23 protein-coding genes and 1 pseudogene are annotated in these 24519 nt (G+C 46.9%); 20 read left to right on the plus strand and 4 right to left on the minus strand.

From position 1 onward, the window contains the following. Nucleotides 1-94 precede the first annotated feature (94 nt). Entirely contained in the window at nt 95-1444 is a 1350-nt protein-coding gene (locus D479_RS15900; protein WP_008639010.1) for an aspartate kinase, read from the plus strand. A 50-nt stretch (nt 1445-1494) separates the two neighbouring features. Here the strand turns inward: D479_RS15900 and D479_RS15905 are convergent, their stop codons facing one another. The 3 genes from D479_RS15905 to D479_RS15915 all read right to left on the minus strand — a co-directional run bounded on the left by D479_RS15905 (nt 1495) and on the right by D479_RS15915 (nt 4411). Next, nucleotides 1495-2118 (minus strand): 3'-5' exonuclease, encoded by a 624-nt coding sequence (locus tag D479_RS15905; protein ID WP_008639014.1) that lies wholly within the window; start codon nt 2116-2118, stop codon nt 1495-1497. A gap of 124 nt (nt 2119-2242) precedes the next feature. Next, nucleotides 2243-4150 carry a DUF294 nucleotidyltransferase-like domain-containing protein gene (locus tag D479_RS15910; protein ID WP_008639016.1) on the minus strand — a complete coding sequence of 636 codons (1908 nt, stop codon included), beginning with the start codon at nt 4148-4150 and terminating at the stop codon, nt 2243-2245. A 24-nt stretch (nt 4151-4174) separates the two neighbouring features. After that, nucleotides 4175-4411 carry a DUF2627 family protein gene (locus D479_RS15915; protein WP_008639018.1) on the minus strand — a complete coding sequence of 79 codons (237 nt, stop codon included), beginning with the start codon at nt 4409-4411 and terminating at the stop codon, nt 4175-4177. A gap of 134 nt (nt 4412-4545) precedes the next feature. Here D479_RS15915 and D479_RS15920 point away from each other — a divergent pair, with 134 nt between their 5' ends. From D479_RS15920 to D479_RS15970, 11 genes and pseudogenes are all read left to right on the plus strand, one after another. Further along, nucleotides 4546-6621 (plus strand): sigma-54-dependent Fis family transcriptional regulator, encoded by a 2076-nt coding sequence (locus D479_RS15920; protein WP_008639020.1) that lies wholly within the window; start codon nt 4546-4548, stop codon nt 6619-6621. A 96-nt stretch (nt 6622-6717) separates the two neighbouring features. Beyond that, entirely contained in the window at nt 6718-7620 is a 903-nt protein-coding gene (yqiS, locus tag D479_RS15925; protein WP_008639022.1) for a phosphate butyryltransferase, read from the plus strand. A gap of 15 nt (nt 7621-7635) precedes the next feature. Next, the gene (gene bcd, locus D479_RS15930; protein ID WP_008639024.1) at nt 7636-8739 is read left to right on the plus strand and encodes a branched-chain amino acid dehydrogenase; all 1104 of its coding nucleotides are present in this window, start codon (nt 7636-7638) and stop codon (nt 8737-8739) included. Beyond that, a complete protein-coding gene (buk, locus tag D479_RS15935; RefSeq protein WP_051348877.1) occupies nt 8702-9838 on the plus strand; it encodes a butyrate kinase in 1137 nt (378 codons plus the stop codon). Before bcd ends, buk begins: the two co-directional genes overlap by 38 nt. A gap of 14 nt (nt 9839-9852) precedes the next feature. Next, a complete protein-coding gene (gene lpdA, locus D479_RS15940; RefSeq protein WP_008639030.1) occupies nt 9853-11274 on the plus strand; it encodes a dihydrolipoyl dehydrogenase in 1422 nt (473 codons plus the stop codon). A 21-nt stretch (nt 11275-11295) separates the two neighbouring features. Next, on the plus strand, nt 11296-12288 hold the full coding sequence (locus D479_RS15945) for a thiamine pyrophosphate-dependent dehydrogenase E1 component subunit alpha (RefSeq protein WP_008639033.1): 993 nt from the start codon (nt 11296-11298) through the stop codon (nt 12286-12288). A 15-nt stretch (nt 12289-12303) separates the two neighbouring features. Further along, nucleotides 12304-13287 (plus strand): alpha-ketoacid dehydrogenase subunit beta, encoded by a 984-nt coding sequence (locus D479_RS15950; RefSeq protein ID WP_008639036.1) that lies wholly within the window; start codon nt 12304-12306, stop codon nt 13285-13287. 18 nt (nt 13288-13305) lie between these two features. Then, nucleotides 13306-14609, plus strand: a pseudogene (locus D479_RS15955) (dihydrolipoamide acetyltransferase family protein). Nucleotides 14610-14718: 109 nt separating this feature from the next. Next, the gene (locus tag D479_RS15960) at nt 14719-15186 is read left to right on the plus strand and encodes a BrxA/BrxB family bacilliredoxin (RefSeq protein ID WP_193743892.1); all 468 of its coding nucleotides are present in this window, start codon (nt 14719-14721) and stop codon (nt 15184-15186) included. Between the two features lie 95 nt (nt 15187-15281). Then, nucleotides 15282-16232: an aromatic acid exporter family protein gene (locus D479_RS15965; RefSeq protein ID WP_008639045.1), complete on the plus strand. Its 951-nt coding sequence runs from the start codon at nt 15282-15284 to the stop codon at nt 16230-16232. Nucleotides 16233-16278: 46 nt separating this feature from the next. Continuing rightward, complete coding sequence (locus D479_RS15970) at nt 16279-16791, plus strand: L,D-transpeptidase (protein ID WP_008639046.1); 513 nt, start codon at nt 16279-16281, stop codon at nt 16789-16791. Nucleotides 16792-16838: 47 nt separating this feature from the next. Here the strand turns inward: D479_RS15970 and prli42 are convergent, their stop codons facing one another. Then, nucleotides 16839-16952: a stressosome-associated protein Prli42 gene (gene prli42, locus D479_RS20485; RefSeq protein WP_235601469.1), complete on the minus strand. Its 114-nt coding sequence runs from the start codon at nt 16950-16952 to the stop codon at nt 16839-16841. A gap of 174 nt (nt 16953-17126) precedes the next feature. Here prli42 and D479_RS15975 point away from each other — a divergent pair, with 174 nt between their 5' ends. The 8 genes from D479_RS15975 (at nt 17127) to D479_RS16005 (ending at nt 24408) form a co-directional block, all read left to right on the plus strand. Beyond that, nucleotides 17127-18776, plus strand: a complete 1650-nt coding sequence (locus D479_RS15975; RefSeq protein WP_008639047.1) for a methylmalonyl-CoA mutase family protein — start codon at nt 17127-17129, stop codon at nt 18774-18776. Between the two features lie 15 nt (nt 18777-18791). After that, on the plus strand, nt 18792-19604 hold the full coding sequence (gene mce / locus D479_RS15980) for a methylmalonyl-CoA epimerase (protein WP_008639049.1): 813 nt from the start codon (nt 18792-18794) through the stop codon (nt 19602-19604). After that, nucleotides 19604-21151, plus strand: a complete 1548-nt coding sequence (locus tag D479_RS15985; protein WP_008639050.1) for an acyl-CoA carboxylase subunit beta — start codon at nt 19604-19606, stop codon at nt 21149-21151. The genes mce and D479_RS15985 overlap by 1 nt, the downstream gene beginning before the upstream one ends. A 68-nt stretch (nt 21152-21219) precedes the next feature. Further along, nucleotides 21220-22344 (plus strand): M20/M25/M40 family metallo-hydrolase, encoded by a 1125-nt coding sequence (locus tag D479_RS15990; protein WP_008639051.1) that lies wholly within the window; start codon nt 21220-21222, stop codon nt 22342-22344. Between the two features lie 159 nt (nt 22345-22503). After that, a complete protein-coding gene (locus tag D479_RS15995; protein WP_008639052.1) occupies nt 22504-23751 on the plus strand; it encodes a DNA polymerase IV in 1248 nt (415 codons plus the stop codon). A 59-nt stretch (nt 23752-23810) separates the two neighbouring features. Continuing rightward, nucleotides 23811-23939, plus strand: a complete 129-nt coding sequence (locus tag D479_RS20315; protein ID WP_008639053.1) for a YpzI family protein — start codon at nt 23811-23813, stop codon at nt 23937-23939. Nucleotides 23940-23956: 17 nt separating this feature from the next. Then, a complete protein-coding gene (locus tag D479_RS16000) occupies nt 23957-24109 on the plus strand; it encodes a small acid-soluble spore protein P (protein ID WP_008639054.1) in 153 nt (50 codons plus the stop codon). Nucleotides 24110-24183: 74 nt separating this feature from the next. Next, nucleotides 24184-24408: a DUF3892 domain-containing protein gene (locus tag D479_RS16005; RefSeq protein ID WP_008639055.1), complete on the plus strand. Its 225-nt coding sequence runs from the start codon at nt 24184-24186 to the stop codon at nt 24406-24408. Nucleotides 24409-24519: the final 111 nt, after the last annotated feature.

Raw genomic sequence — 24519 nt, forward strand, 5'->3', positions numbered from 1 at the left:
TTTTTTTCATAAATATCTATTCTATTCTCCTCTTATTTTGTGGTACAATTCTTAATTATTAATTACTTTGGTTCACTAATGGGGTGTTGTACATATGAAAGTTATTAAATTTGGTGGCAGCTCTGTAGCAGATGCGGGGCAAATCAAAAAAGTAAAAGGGATTATTGAATTGGATGACAGCCGGCGTGTTGTCGTTGTGTCGGCGCCTGGCAAGCGATATAAAGAGGATACAAAGGTAACCGATTTATTAATCGAGCTGGGAATGGCCTTACAGGCAGGAGTTATGAAAGAAGATGTGTATAAAAGAATTCTGGATCGTTTCCGGTCTATGACAGAAGAGCTCGACCTTTCGATAAGCGTGATGGAGTCTGTAAAAGAACAAATCGACAACGCCGTTCAGATGATACAAGAGGAGCACAGCCATGGGCTTGATTCCCTGAAAGCTTGTGGTGAAGACGGATCCGCACGTATCATCAGTGCTTATTTGAAGAAGTCAGGTCTGTCTGCTTCCTATGTAAATCCCAAAGACGCAGGTATTCTCGTCAGGGATGAGCCTGGAGGAGCCATCGTTTTAGAGGAAAGTTTCGATCGATTGTATGAATTAAGAAGTCGGAACGAAATTTTAGTCATACCCGGATTCTTTGGGTTTACACCGGAAGGAGAGATCGTAACTTTCTCCAGAGGAGGTTCGGATATAACCGGTTCTATTGTTGCTGCCGGGTTAAAAGCCGAGCTTTATGAGAACTTTACTGATGTTGATTCGGTATTTTGTGTTAATCCAATGTATGTGGACAAACCAAAGCCGTTGACATCCTTAACCTACAGGGAAATGAGAGAGCTGTCTTATGCAGGCTTTTCCGTCTTCCATGACGAAGCTCTCATACCGGCCTTTAAAGCGAAAATACCGGTATGCATAAAAAACACAAATAATCCTTCTGCTCCAGGGACGATGATCGTAGCAGAGCTGCCTGAGCGGGAAAGCCATGTCGTAGGAATTGCAAGTGATGACGGCTTTCTGAATTTATATGTCAGTAAATATTTGATGAACCGTGAGATCGGATTCGGTCGAAAACTACTTCAAATACTGGAAGATGAAGAGGTTTCCTTTGAACACGCTCCTTCGGGAATCGATGACATGTCTGTTGTCATCAGGGAACATCACCTTCCACCAGAGAAGGAAGAAGTGGTGGTAAATCGGATCAAAGAAGAGTTGAAAGTTGACACGGTACTGATTGAACGAGAGATGGCTATGATTATGATTGTAGGGGAAGGGATGAACCAAACGGTCGGCATTGCCAGTCAAGCAGCATCTGCTTTCAGGGAGGCTGGTGTGAATATAGAAATGATTAATCAAGGATCATCCGAAGTAGCTATGATGTTCGGTGTGAAATCCTCCGGGCTTTCGGATGCTCTTCAATCCCTTTATCATACCTTCTTTGAATAAGAGGCATGGACGTTCTGTGTATGGACGGGGGCAGAAAAAAGGCGAAACAGCTACGATTGCTGTTTCGCCTTTTGTTGTTTCCGGCATACCGTATAAAGGTCATCCAGTGTCTGAATATCATGATTCATCGCTTTAGAGAGGAGGAATTGGAACAACTCTGCGGTCATGATGGCATCATTCAACGCGTGGTGGCGCTCCCGTTTGTCTATCCCTACATATTTTAATAATGGATCAAGCTGGTGTTTGACGTGTGGCAGAAGCCATTGTGCCATTATCTGTGAATCCAATACATGGGGTTCATAGTCCGGCAGCTTCCATCGTTTTAACATAGCTCTCAGAAAACGCATATCAAACTTTGCCGGATGGGCGACCAAGACGGACCCTTCACTGAATTCCAGGAAATTTGTAAAACCTTCGATGAAAGGACTTGCATCCATGAGCTGTTGCTTAGTGAGTCCTGTAAGGCGTAATGTTTGATTGTTAACAGGACGGATAGGACGGATGATTTGATGAAACTTCCGACTCCTGCAGGCATGAAGACCGTTTAAACGGATAGCCCCTATAGAAATGATCTCATGACCAATTTCCGGAAAGAAGCCGGTTGTTTCTAGAATCGAAAATTGTAAAATCCAATTCTTCCAATTTTTTTTGGTGGAAACGAGTGTCTTTTTCATATAGAGACAATGTTTCCTCCAGCGATTGATAAATGTTCCATTTCAAAAATGGTTTGATTTTAAAATGATACATCGGTTTCTCAAAAAAGATATATTTAATAATTTGTAAGTCAACAGGTAACAACTATACCACCCGATTTCGGTTATAGCTCAACTCTAAAACTTGCTGCAGTCGTTTGGCGATGATCAGCGCTTCCTTTAAAGAGCGGCGCTCTTCTTTTTTCAGAGAGCCGAGCTTCAAATCATTGGACAATGGTTCATCGTCGTCAAGTTGATCTAGATTTGCTTTTAGCCGGAACAACATCAGCCTGTGCAGGGCTGTCTTTGCATTTTCCACATCGCGTGGATGGAAGCGCTCCTGCTCAGCCAGTGCCTCCAACCTGTTTACGGTATTGATTTCTTCGATGCCGTACTTCATGCTGTATATCCTGACGGCATTCACAATCTGCATAATTGCAGATTTCTTTAAATTTAATGTCCGTTTTTTTCCGATTCCGGTAATCCGTCCGAAGGGCTGGACAGGGACGCGGAATCTCAATGTATCCTTCATCAGAAGTTGATGGAGGTTCAATGATTTTTGAACGCGCTTGGTCACATATTTTTTTAAATCATAGGCTAGTGAATAATCTCCAATGATCGGACGGAAATCCATGAAGATAGTAAAATCGCGGATCTCTTCCGCATCCATTTTGGCAATCCAGCGGTCGATACTTGCATGCCACTGGCTTGTCTGCTGACGCCACTTATCTTCTCTTGCCATAATTCCGCCTGTACAATAAGGATACCCGCACTCATTCAGCATGTCGTTAATTTTACCGGCGAAGATTCGGAAGTATTCTTCTATCGTCTTTTTATGCTTGGAACTGCTGTAGTCAGCGAGAATCATGGCATTGTCCTGATCCGTGGAGAAGGCTTGCTCTTTACGTCCCTCACTTCCCATAACCAGGAAGCAGTAATTGATTGGAGGTGCTCCGTACCCCTCTTTCACCATTTCATCTTCCGCGATTTGTACGACCTGTTTGTGCAGCCTGTCGTTGTAGTTGGTCATTAATTCAGCAATATCGTACGCAAACATGTTGTCTTTAATCAGACTGGACACAAACTGCTGGAATCTTGCATTGTAAATGGGAGAAAGTGGACGGATTTCATCAATGCTGGCTGCGTTTGATATTTTGTATGTTAAATCGAAATAAACGGAGTTTTTGATGGTGAAGAAGGAAGACTGTCTGAGGATTCCAACCACCTTATCTTTGTGGAGAACCGGTATGATTTCCGTTGGATGGTGTTTCAAATAACTCAGCGCATCATAGATGAATTCCTGTTCGTTAATCTCATAGGACTCCTCCGTCATGTAAGTCCGAACGGGATTTTTGTGCTCATTTTCAAAATAGGCCTTTAAAATCTGGCCGTATCCGATCATCCCAAGCATCGAGCTTTGGTCGTCGCTTACAATAAGCGCTTCTATCTTCTGCTGCTGCAGCATGCGGGCTGCTTTTTCAATGGAGGATTCCGGGTGTATAAACGTTGGAAGTTCCATATAGGCATCTGCACGCTTTTTGTAAAGCTCACGATCGTCCTGCTCATCCGTGGTGGAACTTTTATACTTCACCTCGTCATAGAGGCTCTTCATTAAATGGCTGATTCCATCCATGACGACCTTGGAGAAATGAGTGTTGTTCGACATCGTTTGTAAAAACGATTCCCTCTCGAAGCAGACCGTTTTGACCGGTTCCAGCGCCTGGACAGAAAAGCGCATTTCTCCGCTCGTAAGAAGAATCATCACTCCTACCAGGTCTCCCGGGTAGTAGAACCTTACAGAGAGCTGGCGACCATTGGACCGGTGCATGATGTTTTTTGCAAGACCGGATACGAGGAAGTGGATGTCAATTCTGTCTTCATCCTGATCTTCATGAATGATAAATTCATTGGTGCTGTATTCTTTGACTACGGCTTTGCCGAAAATCTCTTCAAATTCCTCGTCCGAAAGCAAGTCAAAAGGATATTGCTTTCGAAACAATTCGAACTCTGTCACAGAGCAAAACTCCTTTGTATCTGTTTAGTGATCCTGTTTGAAACGACCTTTTGTCAGTCCTCTTTTTCTGTCTCTGTATAAGATGAAACCGCCGATCCAAAGAAGGCCGCCGAGGAAAAAAAGCAAACCGGTAAGACCTTGGACAGCGATGTGAAAATATATCTCGTGGAATTCTCCGAAGAGAGCATCCCGGATTAATTTAATTCCATAGACAGCGAGTATTCCCGGTGTGACTAACACTAATAAGGCAAGTAAGCGCATGAGCACAGCTCCTTTGTTTCAATCCAAGTTAAGTATATCAAATGGAGCCGTGGGAGGGAACTGTTGGTCTTCTTGCTAAAACATGCAGAATGTTATAGGATGAAAGTACGCAAAATATTGCAGGGTGTGGTGAAATGAAACGTGTGTTGATTGTTGGTGCAGGGAAGGGTGGCGCGGCTCTTCTTAAATTATTGAATGAAATTGAGCGTATGCAGGTCGTTGCTATTACCGATATCGATCCTGATGCGGAAGGCTTAATGCTGGCAGAGCAGATGCAGATTCCGTCAGACCGTCATTGGGAGAACTGGATACATAAAGACATCGATATCGTCATTGAGGCGACAGGCAGTGATGCCGTCTTTGGGGAAATCCGTGCAAAAAGGATGCCTTCCACAGTTGTTATACCTGGTTCCGTAGCGTACGTGACATCGGAACTTCTAGAAGAAAAAGAGGCACTTGTTCAAGAGTTGAAACAACAGACGCAAAACCAACACCTTATCTTGAACAGCATTCACGACGGGATGATCGTCATTGGTGAAAACAGCCGCGTCTCCTTTGTGAATCAAAGTGCTGCACGTATTCTTGATAAAGACAAAAGAGAGATCGTTGGTTTTCCGGTAACAGATGTCATTCCGGCTTCCAGACTTCCCCGTATTCTCGCTTCCAGGAAGAAAGAACTGAATCAGCAGCTCGAATTGGAGAACGGAAAGAAAGTCATTACGACAAGGATTCCTATGATTGGGCAAGATCAGAAAGTTATAGGTGCTTTCGCTGTTTTTCAAGATATTACGGAAGTAGTGGATCTCGCAGAAGAGGTTACGAATTTAAAGGAAATACAGACCATGCTTGAAGCGATCATCCATTCTTCGGATGAAGCGATTTCCGTAGTAGACGAAAATGGAAGCGGTTTAATGATTAACCCCGCCTATACAAGGATTACCGGACTTTCTGAAGAGGAAATCGTGGGCAAACCGGCAACGGTGGATATAGCAGAAGGGGAAAGTATGCACATGAAAGTACTCCGCACGCGCCGCCCGGTGAGGGGCGTGCGGATGAAGGTAGGGCCGGCGAATAAAGATGTCCTCGTCAACGTAGCTCCGGTAATCGTTGACGGCCGACTGAAAGGGAGCGTAGGTGTTCTTCATGACGTGTCGGAGATTCAGTCGTTAACGTCTGAATTGAAGAGGGCCCGCCAGATCATCCGCAGTCTGGAAGCTAAGTACACCTTTGATGATATAGTGGGAAGGTCACAGGAGATGACGCTGGCGTTGGAGCAGGCAAAAGTAGGCGCCAGAACTCCTGCAACGGTCCTGCTCCGCGGCGAATCGGGCACAGGAAAAGAGCTTTTCGCGCACGCCATTCATAATGAAAGCAAGCGGCGGCATAATAAGTTCATCCGTGTCAATTGTGCGGCGATCGCCGAATCGCTTTTGGAGAGTGAGTTATTCGGTTATGAGGATGGAGCATTCTCCGGTGCGAAGCGAGGAGGAAAAAAAGGGCTTTTTGAAGAGGCGAATCATGGAAGTATCTTTCTCGATGAGATTGGGGAGCTTACCCTTTCCATGCAGGCAAAACTTCTCCGCGTCCTGCAGGAAAACGAAATTGTCCGTGTCGGAGGAACGAAACCTGTACATGTAGACGTCCGCGTCATTGCGGCCACGAACGTCAATCTCGAAAAAGCGATTATGAACAAAACCTTTCGTGAAGATTTGTACTATCGCTTGAACCGTCTTCCGATCTATATACCTCCCCTCAGGGAAAGAAAGGAAGATGTTATATCTTTAGCCCGTCATCTGATTAGTAAGCTGAATGAAGATTACGGGAGGCATGTACAGCATATGGATGAGGAAGCTTACGGGTTGCTGAAAGAGTATGGATGGCCGGGAAACGTTCGTGAGCTTGAGAACGTACTCGGGAGAGCGATGATCTATATGGAGAATATGGAGGATACGATTCTTGCAGAACATCTTCCTCCGTTGACGAAAGCTGCACGTACGGAGTACATTCCTTCCGAAAACACCTCTTGGCCGGAAGTTACATTACAAGAAGCTGTGGATGATTATGAGAAGAAGTTACTGGCAAAAGCGTACCGTTCCCACGGCTTTAATAAAACGAAAACAGCCAAAGCGCTTGGAATCTCGATCCGGAACTTATATTATAAATTAGAGAAGTATGATTTGGACAAAAAAAGCATGCAAGAATTTTCATAGTGAAAAACTTTGCATTCCCGCTTTGTGCATTTCTCGGCTTTTTACGCGGCTGCGAGTTGGCACCGTTCTTGCAAGTAATGAAGAGGGAGGGAAAGTATGATAACTACTTTAGATGCATTAGTGGATCAAATAGACAGGACGAACAAAAAAACAGTTGCAGTAGCTCAAGCGGCGGATGCTGCCGTTCTTACAGCAGTAAAACGAGCGTTGGACCAAGAAATAGCCGATTTTATTCTGACTGGAGAAACGGAGGCAATCAATCAGGCTGCCAAAGATGCAGGCATTGATTTGTCCGGAAGGGGCGTGCGTGTTCTGGATGTTCCATCTATAGAAAGTGCAGGCGCTGCAGTAAAGGCAGTCCATGATGGAGAAGCCCATGTGCTTATGAAAGGGAATATCGACACGAAAACCTTGCTTAAAGCAGTCCTGAATAAAGAATACGGGCTGAGAAAAGGGTCTGTTCTGTCCCATGTGGCTCTTTTTGAAATACCCGGAAGGGATAAACTTATATTCCTTACGGATGCGGCGATGAATATTACTCCTTCACTGGAAGAGAAGGTTCAAATTATTCAGAACGCAGTCGAAACAGCGAGACGTGCTGGTTGGGAGATGCCGAAAGTAGCACCGCTTGCTGCTGTTGAAGTAGTAAATCCGGCGATGCCTGCAACACGGGATGCGGCTGTTCTTTCACAAATGAACCGGCGCGGTCAAATTAAGGACTGCCTGGTTGATGGTCCGTTAGCATTTGATAATGCTGTCGATGAGAAAGCAGCCAGACAGAAAGGGATACATTCAGAAGTAGCGGGTAAGGCCGATATTCTGGTTGTCCCTACCATTGAAGTGGCTAATGCCTTATATAAATCATTCATGTACTTTGCAGGCGCGAAGGTGGCAGGTGTCATCAGCGGTGCTAAAGCACCGATTGTACTAACCTCCCGAGCGGATGATGCACAAAGCAAGATATATTCCCTGGCACTCGCACTTCGGGCCAGCTATTAATAAGGAGGAATCACCATGGAAATTTTCAACTATATGAAAGAATACGATTATGAGCAACTGTTATTTTGTCACGATGAGCAATCAGGATTAAAAGCAATCATTGCTATTCATGATACAACATTGGGTCCGGCTCTCGGCGGTACCAGGATGTGGACATATGCATCAGAAGATGAAGCGGTGGAAGATGCGCTTCGACTCGCGAAAGGAATGACCTACAAAAACGCGGCTGCCGGTTTGAACCTTGGCGGCGGAAAGACGGTCATCATCGGCGATCCTAAGAAAGAGAAGAACGAGGAAATGTTCCGCGCATTCGGGCGCTACATACAAGGACTGAATGGTCGTTACATCACGGCAGAGGACGTAGGGACAACGGTACAGGATATGGACTTGATTCATGAAGAGACCGACTATGTTACAGGTATTTCTCCTGCATTCGGTTCTTCCGGAAACCCGTCTCCAGTAACAGCATACGGCGTGTATCGAGGGATGAAAGCGGCGGCTAAGGAAGGTTTCGGGACGGATTCCTTAGAAGGAAAGACCGTAGCTGTGCAAGGAGTAGGAAACGTTGCCTTTAATCTTTGCCGTCACCTGCATGAAGAAGGTGCGAACTTAATAGTGACAGACATTAATAAAGAGGCAGTTCAGCGAGCGGTAGAAGAATTCGGTGCGAAAGCGGTCGAGCCGGATGAAATTTACGGGGTTGAATGTGATATCTATGCACCATGTGCGCTTGGTGCGACCATCAACGACAATACGATTCCTCAATTAAAGGCCAAAGTAATTGCAGGAGCAGCAAATAATCAGCTGAAAGAGACGCGTCATGGAGATATTCTTCATGAGAAAGGCGTTGTTTATACACCTGATTATGTCATCAATGCCGGAGGGGTCATCAACGTGGCCGATGAACTTTACGGGTATAACAAAGATCGTGCTATGAAGCGTGTAGAAACAATCTACGATAATGTCGCGCGCGTTTTCGAAATATCCAAGCGTGACCACATTCCGAGTTATGTAGCTGCAGATCGAATGGCGGAAGAGAGAATTGAACGTATGCGTCGTTCCCGCAGCCAGTTCCTTCAAAATGGACATCACATTCTTAGCAGAAGACAGAACAGATAAAGGAGATTTATCAGTGAGTACACATCGGATTCTTGTGATTAACCCTGGGTCTACATCGACAAAAATCGGAGTCTTCGATGGAACAGAGTCCGTTCTGGAGAAGACAATCCGTCACAGCGCAGATGAGCTGAGTGAATTTAAACGTGTTATTGATCAATATGAGTTCCGAAAGCGTATCATTCTCGATGTGCTGGATGGAGAGGGCATAAATATCAGTAAATTGAGTGCCGTCTGTGGACGCGGCGGCCTGCTTCGGCCGATTGAAGGTGGTACTTATGAAGTGAACGATGCCATGCTTCAGGACTTGAGAGATGGATATAATGGAGAACATGCGTCGAACCTCGGTGGGATCATCGCCCACGAAATCGCGAAAGGGCTGAATATTGGTGCCTATATCGTTGATCCTGTCGTCGTTGATGAACTTCATGATCTGGCAAAGGTGTCAGGAGTACCGGAAATCCCACGTAAAAGTATATTTCACGCACTTAATCAGAAGGCGGTCGCAAGGAGAGCGGCTGCCGACCTGAAGCGCTCTTATAAGGAAAGCCGCTTGATCGTTGCCCATATGGGAGGGGGGATCACGGTCGGTGCACATTCCGGCGGCCGTGTTATTGATGTCAACAACGGTTTACACGGAGACGGGCCGTTTTCCCCGGAAAGAGCGGGAACCGTTCCAGCGGGTGACTTGGTCTCTTTATGTTTCTCGGGACAATATTATCGGGATGAAGTCATGAAGAAACTTGTCGGTCAAGGGGGACTGATGGCATATCTTGACACAAATGATGCGCGAGAGGTCGAACGCTTGGTAGAGAACGGGGATAAAAAAGCTGCCTTGATCTTTGATGCGATGGCCTATCAGATTGCCAAAGAAATCGGCAGCATGAGTACAGTCCTTGAAGGTAAGGTCGATGCGATCGCATTAACCGGAGGGCTTGCTTATGGGAAAGACTTCGTTGAAGCGATCTCCCGCAGGGTCCAGTGGATTGCCGATGTCCTCGTGTATGCTGGTGAGAATGAGCTGGAGGCTTTAAATGAGGGCACACTCCGCATATTAAATAAGGAAGAAGCACCTAAGCAGTATCCTAATTTTATGGAATAGGAAGGAGAATTCCGATGGCGCAAGAATATGACTTGGTTATTTTGGGAGGCGGCACAGGCGGTTACGTGGCTGCCATCCGCGCATCCAAACTCGGATTAAAGACAGCTGTCGTCGAAAAACGTGAATTAGGGGGGACGTGCCTGCATCGCGGGTGTATTCCTTCCAAAGCGCTGCTTCGTAGTGCAGAAGTTTTCAGACAGACAAAGGAAGCAGGTCAGTTCGGTATTACAACAAGTAAGCCGGAATTGGACTTCTTGAAAGTCCAGGAGAGGAAGCAGTCCATTATTGATACGTTACATAAAGGCGTACAAGGGTTGATGAAAAAAGGAAAGATTGACGTGTATGAAGGATTCGGAAGAATTCTCGGGCCTTCCATTTTTTCACCGACAGCAGGAACGATTTCAGTAGAGATGAACAACGGGGAAGAGAATGAGATGCTGATCCCGAAGAATGTCCTCATCGCTACAGGGTCGAAGCCGAAGACGCTCCCAGGTCTCGAAATAGATGGCGAATACATCATGACATCGGACGAAGCGCTTCAAATGGACACCCTTCCTTCATCAATCATCATTGTCGGCGGAGGAGTAATCGGTATCGAATGGGCTTCGATGCTGGCTGATTTCGGCGTTGAGGTGACGGTGCTTGAATACCTTCCGCACATTCTCCCGACAGAAGATGAGTCTATTTCCAGGGAAATGATGAAGCAGATGAAGAAGAAGGGAGTATCTATCGTTACAGGAGCGAAGGTTCTTCCGGATTCGACCAGGAAAGAAGATGGAATCTCGATCGACGCAGAAGTCGATGGGGAAACCAGGACATACAAATCCGATCGTATGCTCGTTTCGGTAGGAAGAGCTGCGAATGTGGAGAACATCGGATTGGAAAACACCGACATTGTCGTGGAAAATGGTGTCATTCAGACGAATGCCTTCTACCAGACGAAGGAAAGTCATATGTATGCAATCGGCGATGTGATCGGCGGCATGCAGCTTGCCCACGTAGCTTCCCATGAAGGCATTACAGCAGTGGAGCACATGGCTGACGGCGATCCACACCCGGTGGATCCGGAACAGGTACCTACGTGCATTTACTCCAGCCCGGAAGCAGCGAGCGTCGGCCTGACAGAATCACAGGCGAAGGAACAAGGGTATGAGGTGAAAGTAGGAACCTTCCCGTTTCAAGCGGTTGGAAAAGCTCTCGTATTCGGCGAGTCGGACGGATTCGTTAAGATCATTGCCGATAAAGCAACCGATGATCTGCTCGGAGTGCATATGATCGGACCCCATGTGACCGATATGATTTCGGAAGCAGGGCTGGCTAAGGTGTTGGATGCAACGCCGTGGGAAATTGCAGGCAGCATTCATCCACATCCGACCCTTTCAGAAGCGATCGGAGAAGCCGCAATGGCTGTGGACGGTAATCAAATTCACGGGTAAAAGAACAAAGGAGGGATCCACATGGCTGAGAACCGCCATAAATCTCTAGGATTAAGTGATGAGCAAGTATTGGACATGTTCCGAACGATGTTACTAGCAAGAAGAATAGATGAACGCATGTGGCTGTTGAACCGTGCAGGTAAAATACCGTTTGTTATCTCCTGTCAAGGGCAGGAAGCGGCGCAGGTAGGGGCATCGTACGCCCTTGACCGGGACAAAGATTATGTACTGCCGTACTACCGGGACATGGGCGTGGTACTTGCTTTCGGGATGACGGCACGTGACCTGATGTTGTCCGGGTTCGCCAAAGCGGAAGACCCGAACTCGGGCGGCCGTCAGATGCCGGGCCACTTCGGACAGAAGAAGAACAGAATCGTAACAGGATCCTCTCCTGTTACGACACAGGTTCCGCATGCAGTGGGAATCGCGCTTGCCGGAAAAATGGAAAAAAAGGACTTCGTATCTTTCGTTACCTTTGGAGAGGGCTCTTCCAATCAGGGGGATTTCCACGAAGGAGCGAACTTTGCAGGTGTCCATAAGCTGCCGGTTATTTTCATGGTTGAAAACAATAAATATGCTATTTCTGTTCCTGTGTCCAAACAGTTGGCCTGTGAAAAGGTCTCTGATCGTGCCATCGGATACGGAATGCCGGGGTACACAGTGGACGGGAACGATCCGTTGGCTGTATATGAAGCAGTTAAGGCAGCTGCCGACAGAGGCCGAGGCGGAGAAGGACCGACATTAATCGAGACCGTATCCTATCGTTTGACACCACACTCCAGCGACGATGATGATCGTACGTACAGAGAGCGGGAAGAGGTGGATGAGGCGAAGAAGAAGGATTCGATTGTCACATTTGCGGAGTATCTGCGGGAACACGGTATTCTTTCTGATGAGAAAGAGAAAGAAATGAATGACGAAATTGAAAAAATCGTAAACGATGCAACGGACTATGCGGAGAATGCAGCTTATGCCGAAGCGGAATCCGCTATGAAATATGTGTATGAAGAGTAAGGAGGGGGAGCTATTATGCCAGTAATATCATATATACAGGCCGTTACCCAGGCGTTGAAAGAAGAAATGCAGCGGGATGAGAAAGTGTTCGTACTTGGAGAAGATGTCGGGAAGCGTGGCGGTGTTTTCCGGGCGACAGACGGACTTTATGAAGAGTTCGGTGAGGACAGGGTATTGGATACACCGCTTGCAGAATCTGCTATTGCAGGAGTCGGAATCGGAGCGGCTATGTACGGCATGCGCCCTGTAGCTGAAATGCAGTTTGCAGATTTCATCATGCCGGCCGTCAACCAAATTGTATCCGAGGCGGCTAAAGTACGTTATCGCTCCAATAATGATTGGACAGCACCAATAACAATCCGCGCTCCTTACGGCGGTGGAGTGCACGGCGCGTTGTATCATTCCCAGTCCGTAGAAGCACTATTTGCCAACCAGCCGGGACTGAAGATTGTCATGCCGTCGACTCCATATGATGTCAAAGGGCTGTTAAAAGCATCGATACGTGACAACGATCCTGTGCTTTTTTTCGAACATAAACGGGCGTATCGTCTTATTAAAGGCGAAGTTCCAGAGGAAGATTATACGCTTCCGATTGGGAAAGCGGATGTGAAACGGGAAGGATCGGATATTACGGTAATTACCTACGGCTTGTGCGTTCATTTCGCTCTTCAGGCAGCGGAAAAGCTTGCGGAAGAAGGAATTGATGCGCATATTCTGGATCTTCGTACGGTCTATCCACTCGATCATGAAGCTATTATAGAGGCAGCCTCCAAAACCGGCAAAGTCCTGCTCGTAACAGAGGACAATAAAGAAGGCGGCATCATATCCGAGGTTTCTGCCATTATTAGTGAGCACTGTCTGTTTGATCTGGATGCACCGATTAAACGTCTGGCCGGCCCGGATATTCCATCCATGCCTTATGCACCAACAATGGAAAAGTACTTCATGATGAATCCGGATAAAGTTGAAAAAGCGATGCGGGAGCTAGCAGAATTTTAATCGAAGGAGGAGTTTCTTGTGGGTTTAGAAAAAATCAATATGCCCCAGCTCGGTGAGAGTGTTACCGAGGGCACGATCAGCACATGGCTCGTCCAGCCCGGGGACAAAGTGAACAAGTACGATCCGATTGCAGAAGTCATGACGGACAAAGTGAATGCAGAAGTACCGTCATCGTTCTCCGGCACCATTAAAGAACTGGTTGCTTCAGAAGGAGATACCATCTCCGTCGGAGAATTGATGTGTTATGTAGAAGTCGAAGGGGCCGGTTCTTCCGAGGAAAAAACGGAAGAACCTGCAGCAGAAAAGCAGGCTTCCCAAGATGACGTACAACAGCAGGTAGAAAAAAGCAGGTACCGCAGAAAGATAAGACGAAGAAAAGGTATTCACCTGCCGTCATGACTCTTGCCCAAGAACATGACATCGACTTGAATCAGGTGGAAGGATCGGGCCGTGGCGGAAGAATCACAAGAAAAGATTTAGAAACAATTATCCGTTCTGGAAATATTCCGTCTGCTTCGAATGACCGGAGTAACGATAAAGAGGAAGCAGCTCCTTCCTCCCGAACGGAGACTGCCGCATCTAAGCAGAGGACTGCGGTCTCTTCTTCTGTAACTGCTGCTGACGGCGATATCGAAATACCTGTCACAGGAGTTCGTAAAGCTATTGCAGCAAATATGGTAAAGTCCAAGACGGAAATCCCTCATGCCTGGATGATGGTGGAGGTCGATGTAACAAACCTTGTAGAGCTTCGTAATGCGAAGAAAACGGCGTTTAGACAGCAGGAAGGATTCAGCCTTACTTATTTCGCATTCTTCGTTAAGGCAGTCGCCCAAGCGTTGAAGGAGTATCCTCAACTGAACAGTACGTGGGCCGGAGATAAGATCATCCAGCGAAAAGCGATCCATTTAAATATCGCTGTCGCCAAGGAAGACCAATTGTTCGTGCCGGTCATCCGGAACGCAGATGAAAAAAGCATCAAAGGAATTGCCAAGGACATCACCGATCTTGCCAACAAGGCGAGAGCTGGTAAGCTGACGACATCGGATATGGAGGGTGGTACCTTCACGGTCAATAACACCGGTTCTTTCGGCTCCGTCCAATCCATGGGGGTTATCAATCATCCGCAGGCAGCCATCCTCCAAGTGGAATCAATTGTGAAGAAGCCTGTCTATCAGGACGGGATGTTCGGGGCAAGAGACATGGTCAACCTTTGTCTATCCCTTGATCACCGGGTGCTTGACGGACTTGTGGCGGGTAATTTCCTTGCACGGGTTAAAGAAATACTGGAGAAGATGTCAGAAGAGACGACGTCCGTTTATTAATGAACCAGCTGCCCTCTTTTTCTATGGAGGGCAGTTTTTCTCTTTTTTCGGAAGCAGACTTGAATTTCCAGTCGCAATTCAATTGAAAGCAGCCGGATATGTTGGTAAAATGTTCATAGTATTTATAGAAAAGGGGCCATGTCACATGGATTTTAATATTTTCATGAACGATGTTGTTACAAAAGCTCGGGAAGAAATTACAGGAGCAGGCTATACACAATTAACGACGCCTGAGGATGTAGACGCTGCGCTTACAAAGAAAGGAACGACGCTCGTCATGATCAACTCCGTTTGTGGCTGTGCAGGGGGAATCGCGAGACCGGCAGCTGCTCATGCGATCCATTATGATAAGCGCCCGGATCAGCTGGTCACCGTTTTCGCCGGTCAGGATAAAGAGGCAACGGAACGTGCAAGAGAATACTTCGAAGGTTTTCCACCTTCCTCCCCGTCCTTTGCTCTTTTGAAAGACGGAAAGATCCAGACGATGGTGGAACGTCATGACATCGAAGGCTTCGAACCGATGGAAGTAATCGGTAAGCTTCAGCGGAGCTTCGAAGAATACTGCGAGGAAGTTTAAGCATCCTAACGAGGATCTTTGTTAATAGACAAAGGTCCTCTTTTGCTTCCCTGTGCGGGAAGGAAGGGACTAAGAAAATTGAGGTGGAGAAATACGTGAAAATCGGCTACAGAACCATCAAGACGGCATTGGGCACACCGATCGCCATTTGGATTGCCCAATTGTTGCAACTGGAGAATTTTGCTTCGGCAGGTATATTGACCATTCTCTGCATCCAAGTCACAAGAAAAAGATCTTTCCTTAGCGCATGGCACCGTTTTGCCGCCTGCTTGCTCGCTATGGTGTTCTCTTTCGTATTCTTTGAATTGCTTGGATATAACCCCATTGCGATCGGACTTATGCTTTTTGCATTTATTCCGGTCACGGTCTGGTTGAAAGTATCACCTGGAATCGTAACAAGTTCTGTCATTATCCTTCATTTATACGGATCCGGTAATATCGGGGTTAATATCATATGGAACGAAATCTGCCTGATTGCTGTCGGTATCGGGACGGCATTAATTCTTAACTTGTATATGCCGAATCTGGACAGCGAACTGAAGAAATACCGGGATGAGATTGAAGAGAATTTCTCGATCATCATGGGAGAGATTGCTCAATTCCTTAGAAAAGGGGACTATGACTGGACAGGGAGAGAATTAACAGAGACGGCTGCTCTTTTGGAGAAGGCCAAATCGCTGTCTTACAGAGAAGTGGAAAACCATCTGCTTCGGTCCCATAATCATCACTACCATTATTTCCACATGCGGACAAAACAGTTTGAGCTCTTGGAACGTATGCTTCCCCTGGTAAGCCGGATATCGGGATCGGATAAACACGGCCACCAAATCGCTGACTTTTTTGAGGAGTTGGCAAAAGGAATACATCCTGGAAATACGGCCCTCATTTACTTAAGAAAATTGAAAGAAATGAAAGAAGAGTTCCGGGAAGACAAGCTTCCGGAAACGAGAGAAGAATTTGAAATCAGAGCAAGCCTCTACCATTTGTTGAATGAAATTGAGGAATATTTGATCATTAAACGCTCCTTCAAGAAGAGTGATGTATAGCCCGTCTTCCTCGGGGGAAACTTGGACTAAAAGAGGTTGACAGATCATGAAGATACTCGCATTAGTCCTATTGTTGACAGGCCCTCTCTTTCCACCGGTTATGGAAGATTCCGTTATTATAGTCAATAAAGCAACCCACGAGCTTGTCTTATTCAAGAATTCCAAGCCGGTGTTCCGTGCAGATGCAGCGGTTGGGAAGACAAAAGATTTAACTCCGGAAGGCATCTTTTCCATCAAAGTAAAAGCAGAAGATCCTTATTATCGGAAACTCGATATTCCCGGAGGAGATCCAGAGAATCCCCTTGGTACAAGGTGGATCGGTTTTGATGCCAGAGGCACCGATGGTCGAATGTACGGCATCCATGGGACGAATCGTCCTGATTCGATTGGGAAATCCGTGTCAGCGGGGTGTGTTCGGCTGTTAAACGAGGATGTCGAGCGGCTTTACGAACTGGTACCAGTGGAGATGGACGTTGTTATTGTCGACACAGACGCGGATATGAAAGCCGTGCATGATCAATGGGAAAAGAATAAATGGAAAGAAATGATACAGCCATAAAAGAAAAGACCGAAGCGGCATAAACAGTCGCTTCGGTCTTTTTTAAATTATAGGAAAAAGCTTGCGCCTGCCAACAGGGTTGATAAAACCATGGAAAGGATCATCAGATAAATGATAACTTTCATGCGGCGTTCGCGTTTCGATTTCTTATTTCCAGCCAAGGTGTAACCCCCTTCTCGTCCATCCTGACTCATATTTTACATAAAAAAGAGAAATTGGACAAGGTTGTTTGACCATTTACAATTATCTTGTGAATAATAGTAATTTTTAGACAGGTAAGCGCTTTATTTCTGGTATGCTAGAAGGAGATTGGACTGTATAAGGAGGTTTTTCCTGTGAAGCATTCATCAAGTGATAATAAAAATAAATGGGAAGAAGCAGTGGAAAAGACAATAAAACGGTTTCCGGAGCGCAAAGAAGCGTTCTATACGAGTTCAGAAATACCGATTGACAGACTTTATGCGCCGGAGAATCCTGACGATCATTACATAGCAAAGAATGGGTATCCTGGCCAGTATCCCTACACGAGGGGAATACAGCCGACCATGTACCGCAGTAGATATTGGACGATGCGCCAGTACGCCGGTTTCGGATCTGCAGAAGAAACTAACCGAAGATTTCGGTACCTTCTCGAGCAGGGGCAGACAGGGCTGTCTGTTGCCTTCGACTTACCGACTCAAATCGGCTATGACTCCGATGATCCTATGGCAGAGGGCGAAGTGGGGAAAGTCGGTGTAGCGATTGATTCCCTTAAGGACATGGAACAGCTGTTTGATCACATTCCTTTGGACCGCGTAAGTACGTCCATGACGATCAATGCCCCTGCGAGTATTCTTCTTGCCATGTATATTGCCGTCGGTGAAAAGCAGGGCGTATCTCCGGAACTTCTGACAGGCACGATTCAAAACGATATCCTGAAGGAATATATTGCACGCGGAACGTATATCTATCCGCCTAAGCCGTCCATGCGGTTGATTACAGATATTTTTGCTTATTGTCAGGAGCATCTGCCTAAGTTCAATACCATAAGTATCTCAGGCTACCATATCAGGGAAGCGGGGTCGACGGCCGTTCAGGAAGTTGCCTTTACCATAGCCAACGGGATGGCTTACGTCGATGCAGCTATCGAAGCCGGTTTGAAAGTCGATCAGTTCGCCCCCCGCCTCGCCTTCTTCTTTAACGCGCACAATCAGTTCTTTGAAGAAGCAGCAAAATTCAGGGCTGCCAGGAGGATGTGGGCGAACATCATGAAGGAACACTTTGGTGCGAAGGATCCGAAGAGCTGGAAGCTGCGTTTTCATACACAGACAGGAGGCAGTACATTAACAGCGCAGCAGCCGGATAATAACATTGTACGGGTGACATTACAGGCGCTCGCTGCCGTCATGGGAGGTACACAGAGCCTCCATACGAATTCACGTGATGAAGCGCTCGCACTTCCTACAGAGGAATCAGCCCGGATTGCTCTTCGTACCCAGCAGATCATTGCAAATGAAAGTGGAGTAGCAGATACGATTGATCCTCTGGCCGGTTCGTACTATGTGGAAGCACTCACGGACCAGATAGAAAAAGAAGCGAATGTATATCTGGATCGAATCCGTGAAATTGGCGGTGCTGTCCAAGCGGTGGAAGAAGGTTATATGCAGCGGGAAATCCATCAGGCAGCCTATGAAGCACAGAAGCGGATCGAGTCGAAAGAAGACATTGTTGTCGGCATGAATGAGTTTCGGATAGAAGAAGAGATCCATGCTGACTTATTGAGAGTAGACGAAGCACTAGAGAAAGCACAAGTGAAAAAGACAAGGCAGGTAAGGGAAGAAAGAGACTCGGAAGAAGTGGCCGCGTGCCTGGACGCACTCCACACTGCCGCCAAAGGATCGGAAAACGTCATGCCGCATGTAGTCAAAGCAGTGAAGGCGTATGCGACCGTAGGTGAAATTGCTAACGTACTTCGAGAAGAGTATGGAGAATATACGGGAATGTAGAAAGGAAGGATAGAGATGAAACCAATACGTGTACTAGTAGCAAAGCCGGGTCTTGACGGCCATGATCGAGGGGCATTGATCATCGCTCAGGCGCTCCGCGATCATGGGATGGAAGTCATCTATACAGGACTTCGTCAGTCGGCAGTTCAAATCGCAAGAGCGGCCATACAGGAAGATGTCGATGTCGTCGGGTTGTCTTCTCTCTCCGGTGCCCATAAGTCTTTGTTTCCTAAAGTGGTGGAAGCGTTGGCTGCACAGGGGGCTTCTGACATTCCGGTCATAGGAGGGGGAGTCATACCTGCAGAAGATATTCCATTCCTTGAGTCGCATGGCGTGAACAAGATATTTACGAGCGGTTCCCCGACAGATGCGATAGCCGTTTATATCAAGCAGCTCGTCCAAAGGGATATGTTCGAAGAGCCGAAACGCATCGCGCACATCGGAATTGCCGTTAAGAGCATTGATGCCGTTCTTCCTTTTTATCAGCATACGCTCGGTCTGTCTTTGGAAGCGGTGGAGACCGTGAATTCGGAAGGAGTGCGCGTAGCTTTTTTGAAAATCGGTGAAACGAAGATAGAATTACTGGAACCTTTAAACGATAAGTCTCCGATCCAGTCTTTCTTAACGAAGAAAGGGGAAGGAATCCATCACATCGCAGTGGAAGTCGATCACTTGGATGCCCGTTTGAAGAAATACAAGGAGCAGGGGGTACGTCTGATCCATGAGGAACCGGCTGTGGGAGCCCACGATACGAGAGTGGCGTTCCTTCATCCGAAAGCGGCAAACGGTGTGCTGTATGAAATGGTAGAAAGCAAGGGGGATGAGTGATGGATATTTTTGATAAAATAAATGAACTGTATGATAAACGGCGCCAGGTTGAGCTTGGCGGCGGAGACGACCGCATTGAAAAGCAGCATGAAAAAGGAAAGTGGACGGCGCGTGAGCGGGTGGAATATCTCTTGGATGAAGGGACGTTTGTCGAGCTGAATCCATTTATGGAGCACAGGCATGACGCATTCGGTATGGATGGGAAAACGGCTCCCGGGGAAGGAGTTGTCACCGGATTCGGGAAGATAAACAACCGCGACGTCTATTTGTTCGCTCAGGATTTCACTGTGTACGGAGGTGCCCTTGGCGAAATGCATGCCAAGAAGATTGCGGCAGTTATGGATCTCGCGGTCAAAAATGGAACGCCGTTTATCGGACTTAATGATTCCGGCGGAGCGAGAATTCAGGAGGGCGTTTCTTCTTTGGACGGATATGGTCAGGTATTTTATCGGAATTCTATTTATTCCGGAGTCATTCCTCAGATTTCCGTCATTATGGGGCCGTGTGCAGGCGGTGCCGTTTACTCTCCTGCTATCACGGATTTCGTCATTATGGTCGAAAAGACGTCGCAGATGTTCATTACAGGTCCAAAAGTCATAGAAACCGTAACGGGAGAGAAGATTTCTGCCGAGGACCTCGGTGGGGCAGGCGTTCATAATTCCTTGAGTGGGAACGCTCATTTGAAGGCAGCAGATGAAGCGGGTGCATTGGACGCCGTCCGCGATCTGCTTTGCTATCTTCCTCAAAACAACAAAGAACTGCCGGAAGTATTGGAGGGAAGCGAAGAGGATGACTATCGACCCGATCTGACTGATATAATTCCATTCGATCCTGTTCGCCCTTATGATGTACGGATCATTATTGATGAAGTAGTTGACGATCAATCTTTCTTTGAAATCCATAAAGACTTCGCAAAGAATATTGTCGTCGGTTTCGCCCGCATAAAAGGGAAGTCCGTAGGGCTCGTTTGTAATCAGCCAAAGTACATGGCAGGGGGGCTCGATATCGACTCCAGTGATAAGGCGGCCCGTTTTATTCGAACATGCGATTCCTTTAATGTTCCTATCATAACATTTGAAGATGTCACCGGTTTTTTCCCGGGGATCAAGCAGGAGCACGGGGGCATTATCCGCCACGGAGCAAAAATCTTATATGCCTATTCTGAAGCTACCGTTCCGAAGCTTACGGTTATTACACGGAAAGCATATGGTGGGGCATACGTCGCACTGAACAGTAAATCGATAGGTGCAGATCTTGTTTTTGCCTGGCCCAATGCGGAGATAGCCGTCATGGGGCCGGAAGGGGCAGCGAACATTATATTCGCAAAAGAGATCAAGGACAGTGATGCACCGGAAGAGACAAGGAGTAGGAAGATTGACGAATATCGGGAGCGGTTCGCTAATCCATATGTCGCTGCAGGTCTCGGCATGATTGATGACGTCATTGATCCAAGAGAAACACGGAAGGTGCTTATTCGTTCGTTGGATATGCTACGGAATAAGCAGGAGGACAGACCGTATAAAAAGCACGGAAACATCCCGCTCTGATTGACACGACTCTCCAGTTCCGCTAACGTACTAAGTGGAACGTGTTACATATGAAGGAGGACCTATAGATGGTAGCAATCAACAAAGAACGTTTATTGGAAGAATTCCTGGAACTGGTTCAAATTGATTCGGAAACTGGTCAGGAAGCGGAAATATCCCGTGTGTTAAAAGATAAATTCGAAGCGCTTGGGCTTGAAGTGCTTGAAGACAATGCCGCGGAAGAAACCGGACATGCCGCCAACAACCTTATTTGTAATTGGAAAGGCACGAAGGAAGGGGTCGATACGATCTACTTTACGTCTCACATGGATACGGTCGTCCCCGGGAACGGCGTCAATCCTTCCGTAGAGGACGGGTATATCATTACAGATGGAACGACGATATTGGGGGCGGACGACAAAGCGGGCTTGGCCGCTATACTGGAAGCTATTCGATCTATTGAGGAAAACAAAGTAGAACACGGAGATATCCAGTTTGTCATCACTGTCGGAGAGGAAAGCGGTCTTGTCGGAGCCAAAGCATTGGACAGCACGCTTCTTAAAGCGAAGTTCGGCTACGCTATCGACAGTGACGGGCAGGTGGGAAACATTATTATTGCAGCGCCTACCCAGGCAAAGATCAATGCCGTCGTTAAAGGGAAAACAGCCCATGCTGGTGTAGCGCCTGAAAAAGGTGTCTCGGCGATTACGCTTGCGTCCCGCGCTATTGCTAAAATGCCGCTTGGCCGTATCGATGATGAAACGACTGCCAATATCGGACGTTTCGAAGGTGGACAGAAAACGAATATCGTTTGTGACCATGTCGAAATTTTGGCTGAAGCCCGTTCCCTGAACCCTGCTAAGATGGAAGAGCAGGTAGAGAAAATGAAACAGGCGTTCTTGGAAACGGCAGAAGAAATGGATGGAGATGTTGAACTTGATGTCCAAGTGATGTACCCGGGCTATAAGCAGGCAGCCGGGGACGAAGTGGTCGAAGTCGCAAGGGCTGCAGCCAAGCGTATCGGCCGTGAGAGTGAACTGTTGACGAGTGGTGGAGGAAGTGATGCGAACGTCATCGCGGGGCACGGCATTCCTACCGTCAATTTAAGCGTCGGCTACGAGGAGATCCATACTACGAACGAACGCATGCCGGTCGGTGAGTTGGAGAAAATCGCCGAATATGTAACAGCAATTGTAGAAGAAGTAGCAAAATAATTTTACAAGAACCTTCCCGTTTTTAAAGGGAAGGTTCTTTTTTATCTTCCCCCGGACATTACTTGGGAATATTATTCCGAGGTCCTTTTCATGATTAACCGGCTCGTTTTTGATATAATGGAAGAACAGATGTTCTAATGGAGGAAGAAGGGAAGTTGTATGTCATCGAAATGGTACCCAAAGAACGGCCGGGTCATTTTTCATGTGGATATGAACAGCTTTTATGCATCCGTCGAAGCTGCCTATGATCCGGCTTTGAAAGGGAAACCACTAGCGATTGCAGGAAACCCTGAAGAACGGAAGGGGATTGTCGTAACGAGCAGCTACGAAGCCCGTAAATACGGGGTGAAAACGACCATGCTTGTCGGTGAGGCAAAACGTTTATGTCCGGATTTAATCGTCATGCGCCCCAATTTCGAAAGGTATCGGGCTGCATCAAAAGAAATGTTCAAAATCCTTTCCGATGTGACGCCGACTGTCCAGCCCGTTTCCATCGATGAAGGGTATATGGATATAACGGACTGTGAGGATCAAGGCTCCCCTCCTGAAATTGCAGAAAAAATCCAGCAGCGCATAGCGAATGAGCTGGATCTCCCCTGCAGTATAGGAATTGCGCCGAACAAATTCCTTGCCAAGATGGCATCGGATATGAAAAAACCGATGGGAATTACGATTTTAAGGAAACGAAAGCTTGATGAACAGCTTTGGCCGCTTCCAATTGAAGAAATGTACGGTGTAGGTCAGAAAACAGCAGAGAAGCTCAGACGGCTTGGGATAGAGAACATTGGACATCTTGCTTCCCATTCTGCTTTAGAGCTGAAGAGGGTCCTCGGTATTAATGGAGAGCGGCTTAAAAATCGTGCCAACGGATTAGATGACCGCCCCGTTGATCCTGATGCTGTTCATGAGTTCAAAAGTATTGGAACTTCAACCACGCTGCCGGCAGACACGGTGGATGATCATGAGATCCGCTCCGTTCTCCGCCGCTTATCAGGTAAAGTAGAGGCAAGGATGAAGAGCAAAAATGTACTGGCCCGGAATGTGCAGCTGATGATTCGTTATCATGACAGGAAGACCGTTACAAGAAGCAGACAACTGCGCGATTTCATTGCGACGACAGACGACTTATTCCAAATCGCCATCCGGCTTTTCGATGAGCATTGGAATCAGCAGCCCGTCCGTCTGCTTGGAGTGACCGCAAGTGATCTCGCAGAGAAGTCCGAAGTTACCCAGCAGCTGGACCTTTTCAATTATGAGCAGTATGCCGGGAAAGAAAGGCTTTACAAAGCGATCGATGAGCTTACGGATAAATATGGGAAGAACCCGTTCCGGAGATTGACGGACAAAGAGGAGAGTCCAGTGACGACCAGTTTTCAAAAGGATTTCCTTGATGATTTTAAAAAGTGATTCCCAGGAATGAGCCTTCTTTTCTGTTTCATACTAAACAGGAAGGGAGGTTTTTTCTTATGGGTAGAGATCGTCAGGAGAAGAAATTGAAGCGTTCTGGAAAGGTTCAGTCGGATCGCGATCAAAAGTTGAGTTACAATGGTGCAACGATGATGGAAGGGCCGGAAGAAGCCCGGAAGCGCCGATAAAAGAAGGAGTGTTTTCTATGGGTGGTAAACGAATGGGTCCGAAACAACAGAAGCAGCCGAATTTACCTTTAGGACCGGATCAGGGTTACGAGGAACCGGCACAAGGTTCTCATAAAGTGAAGACGGCCAATCATTCCCGCCAGAAACAAAAGTCATCCCATGACATGTGAGTCGATTCTGGCATAACTTGACAAGGATAGTTACAGGAAGGAAGGTCAAGATAGGATAGAGGAGGATGATTAAAATGCCGGAACGAATTGTGGCAGTCAGAAAAAACGGACAAGGCAGCATTATAGAAATGCAGTTGTCGTCTGGAGATGTTGTCGATTATAAACAGGCACACGAAATGGCGCGCAACGGGGAACTGGAACATGTGAACCTCATCAGAGGGAAGGATGGAGAAGATCATCTGCGCAGTGAACCGGATGGCATTACCTCCAACAATCTGGATAACCTTCCAACCTTTTAATGTTACAGGAAGAGCATATGCTCTTCCTGTTTTTTGGTTGTTGACGAAAAGAGAACAGCACTTATGTGATATAATTATGAAATATAAACGTATATATATTACATAATTATG

The organism is Halobacillus sp. BAB-2008, assembly GCF_000328325.1.
GTDB lineage: Bacteria > Bacillota > Bacilli > Bacillales > Halobacillaceae > Halobacillus.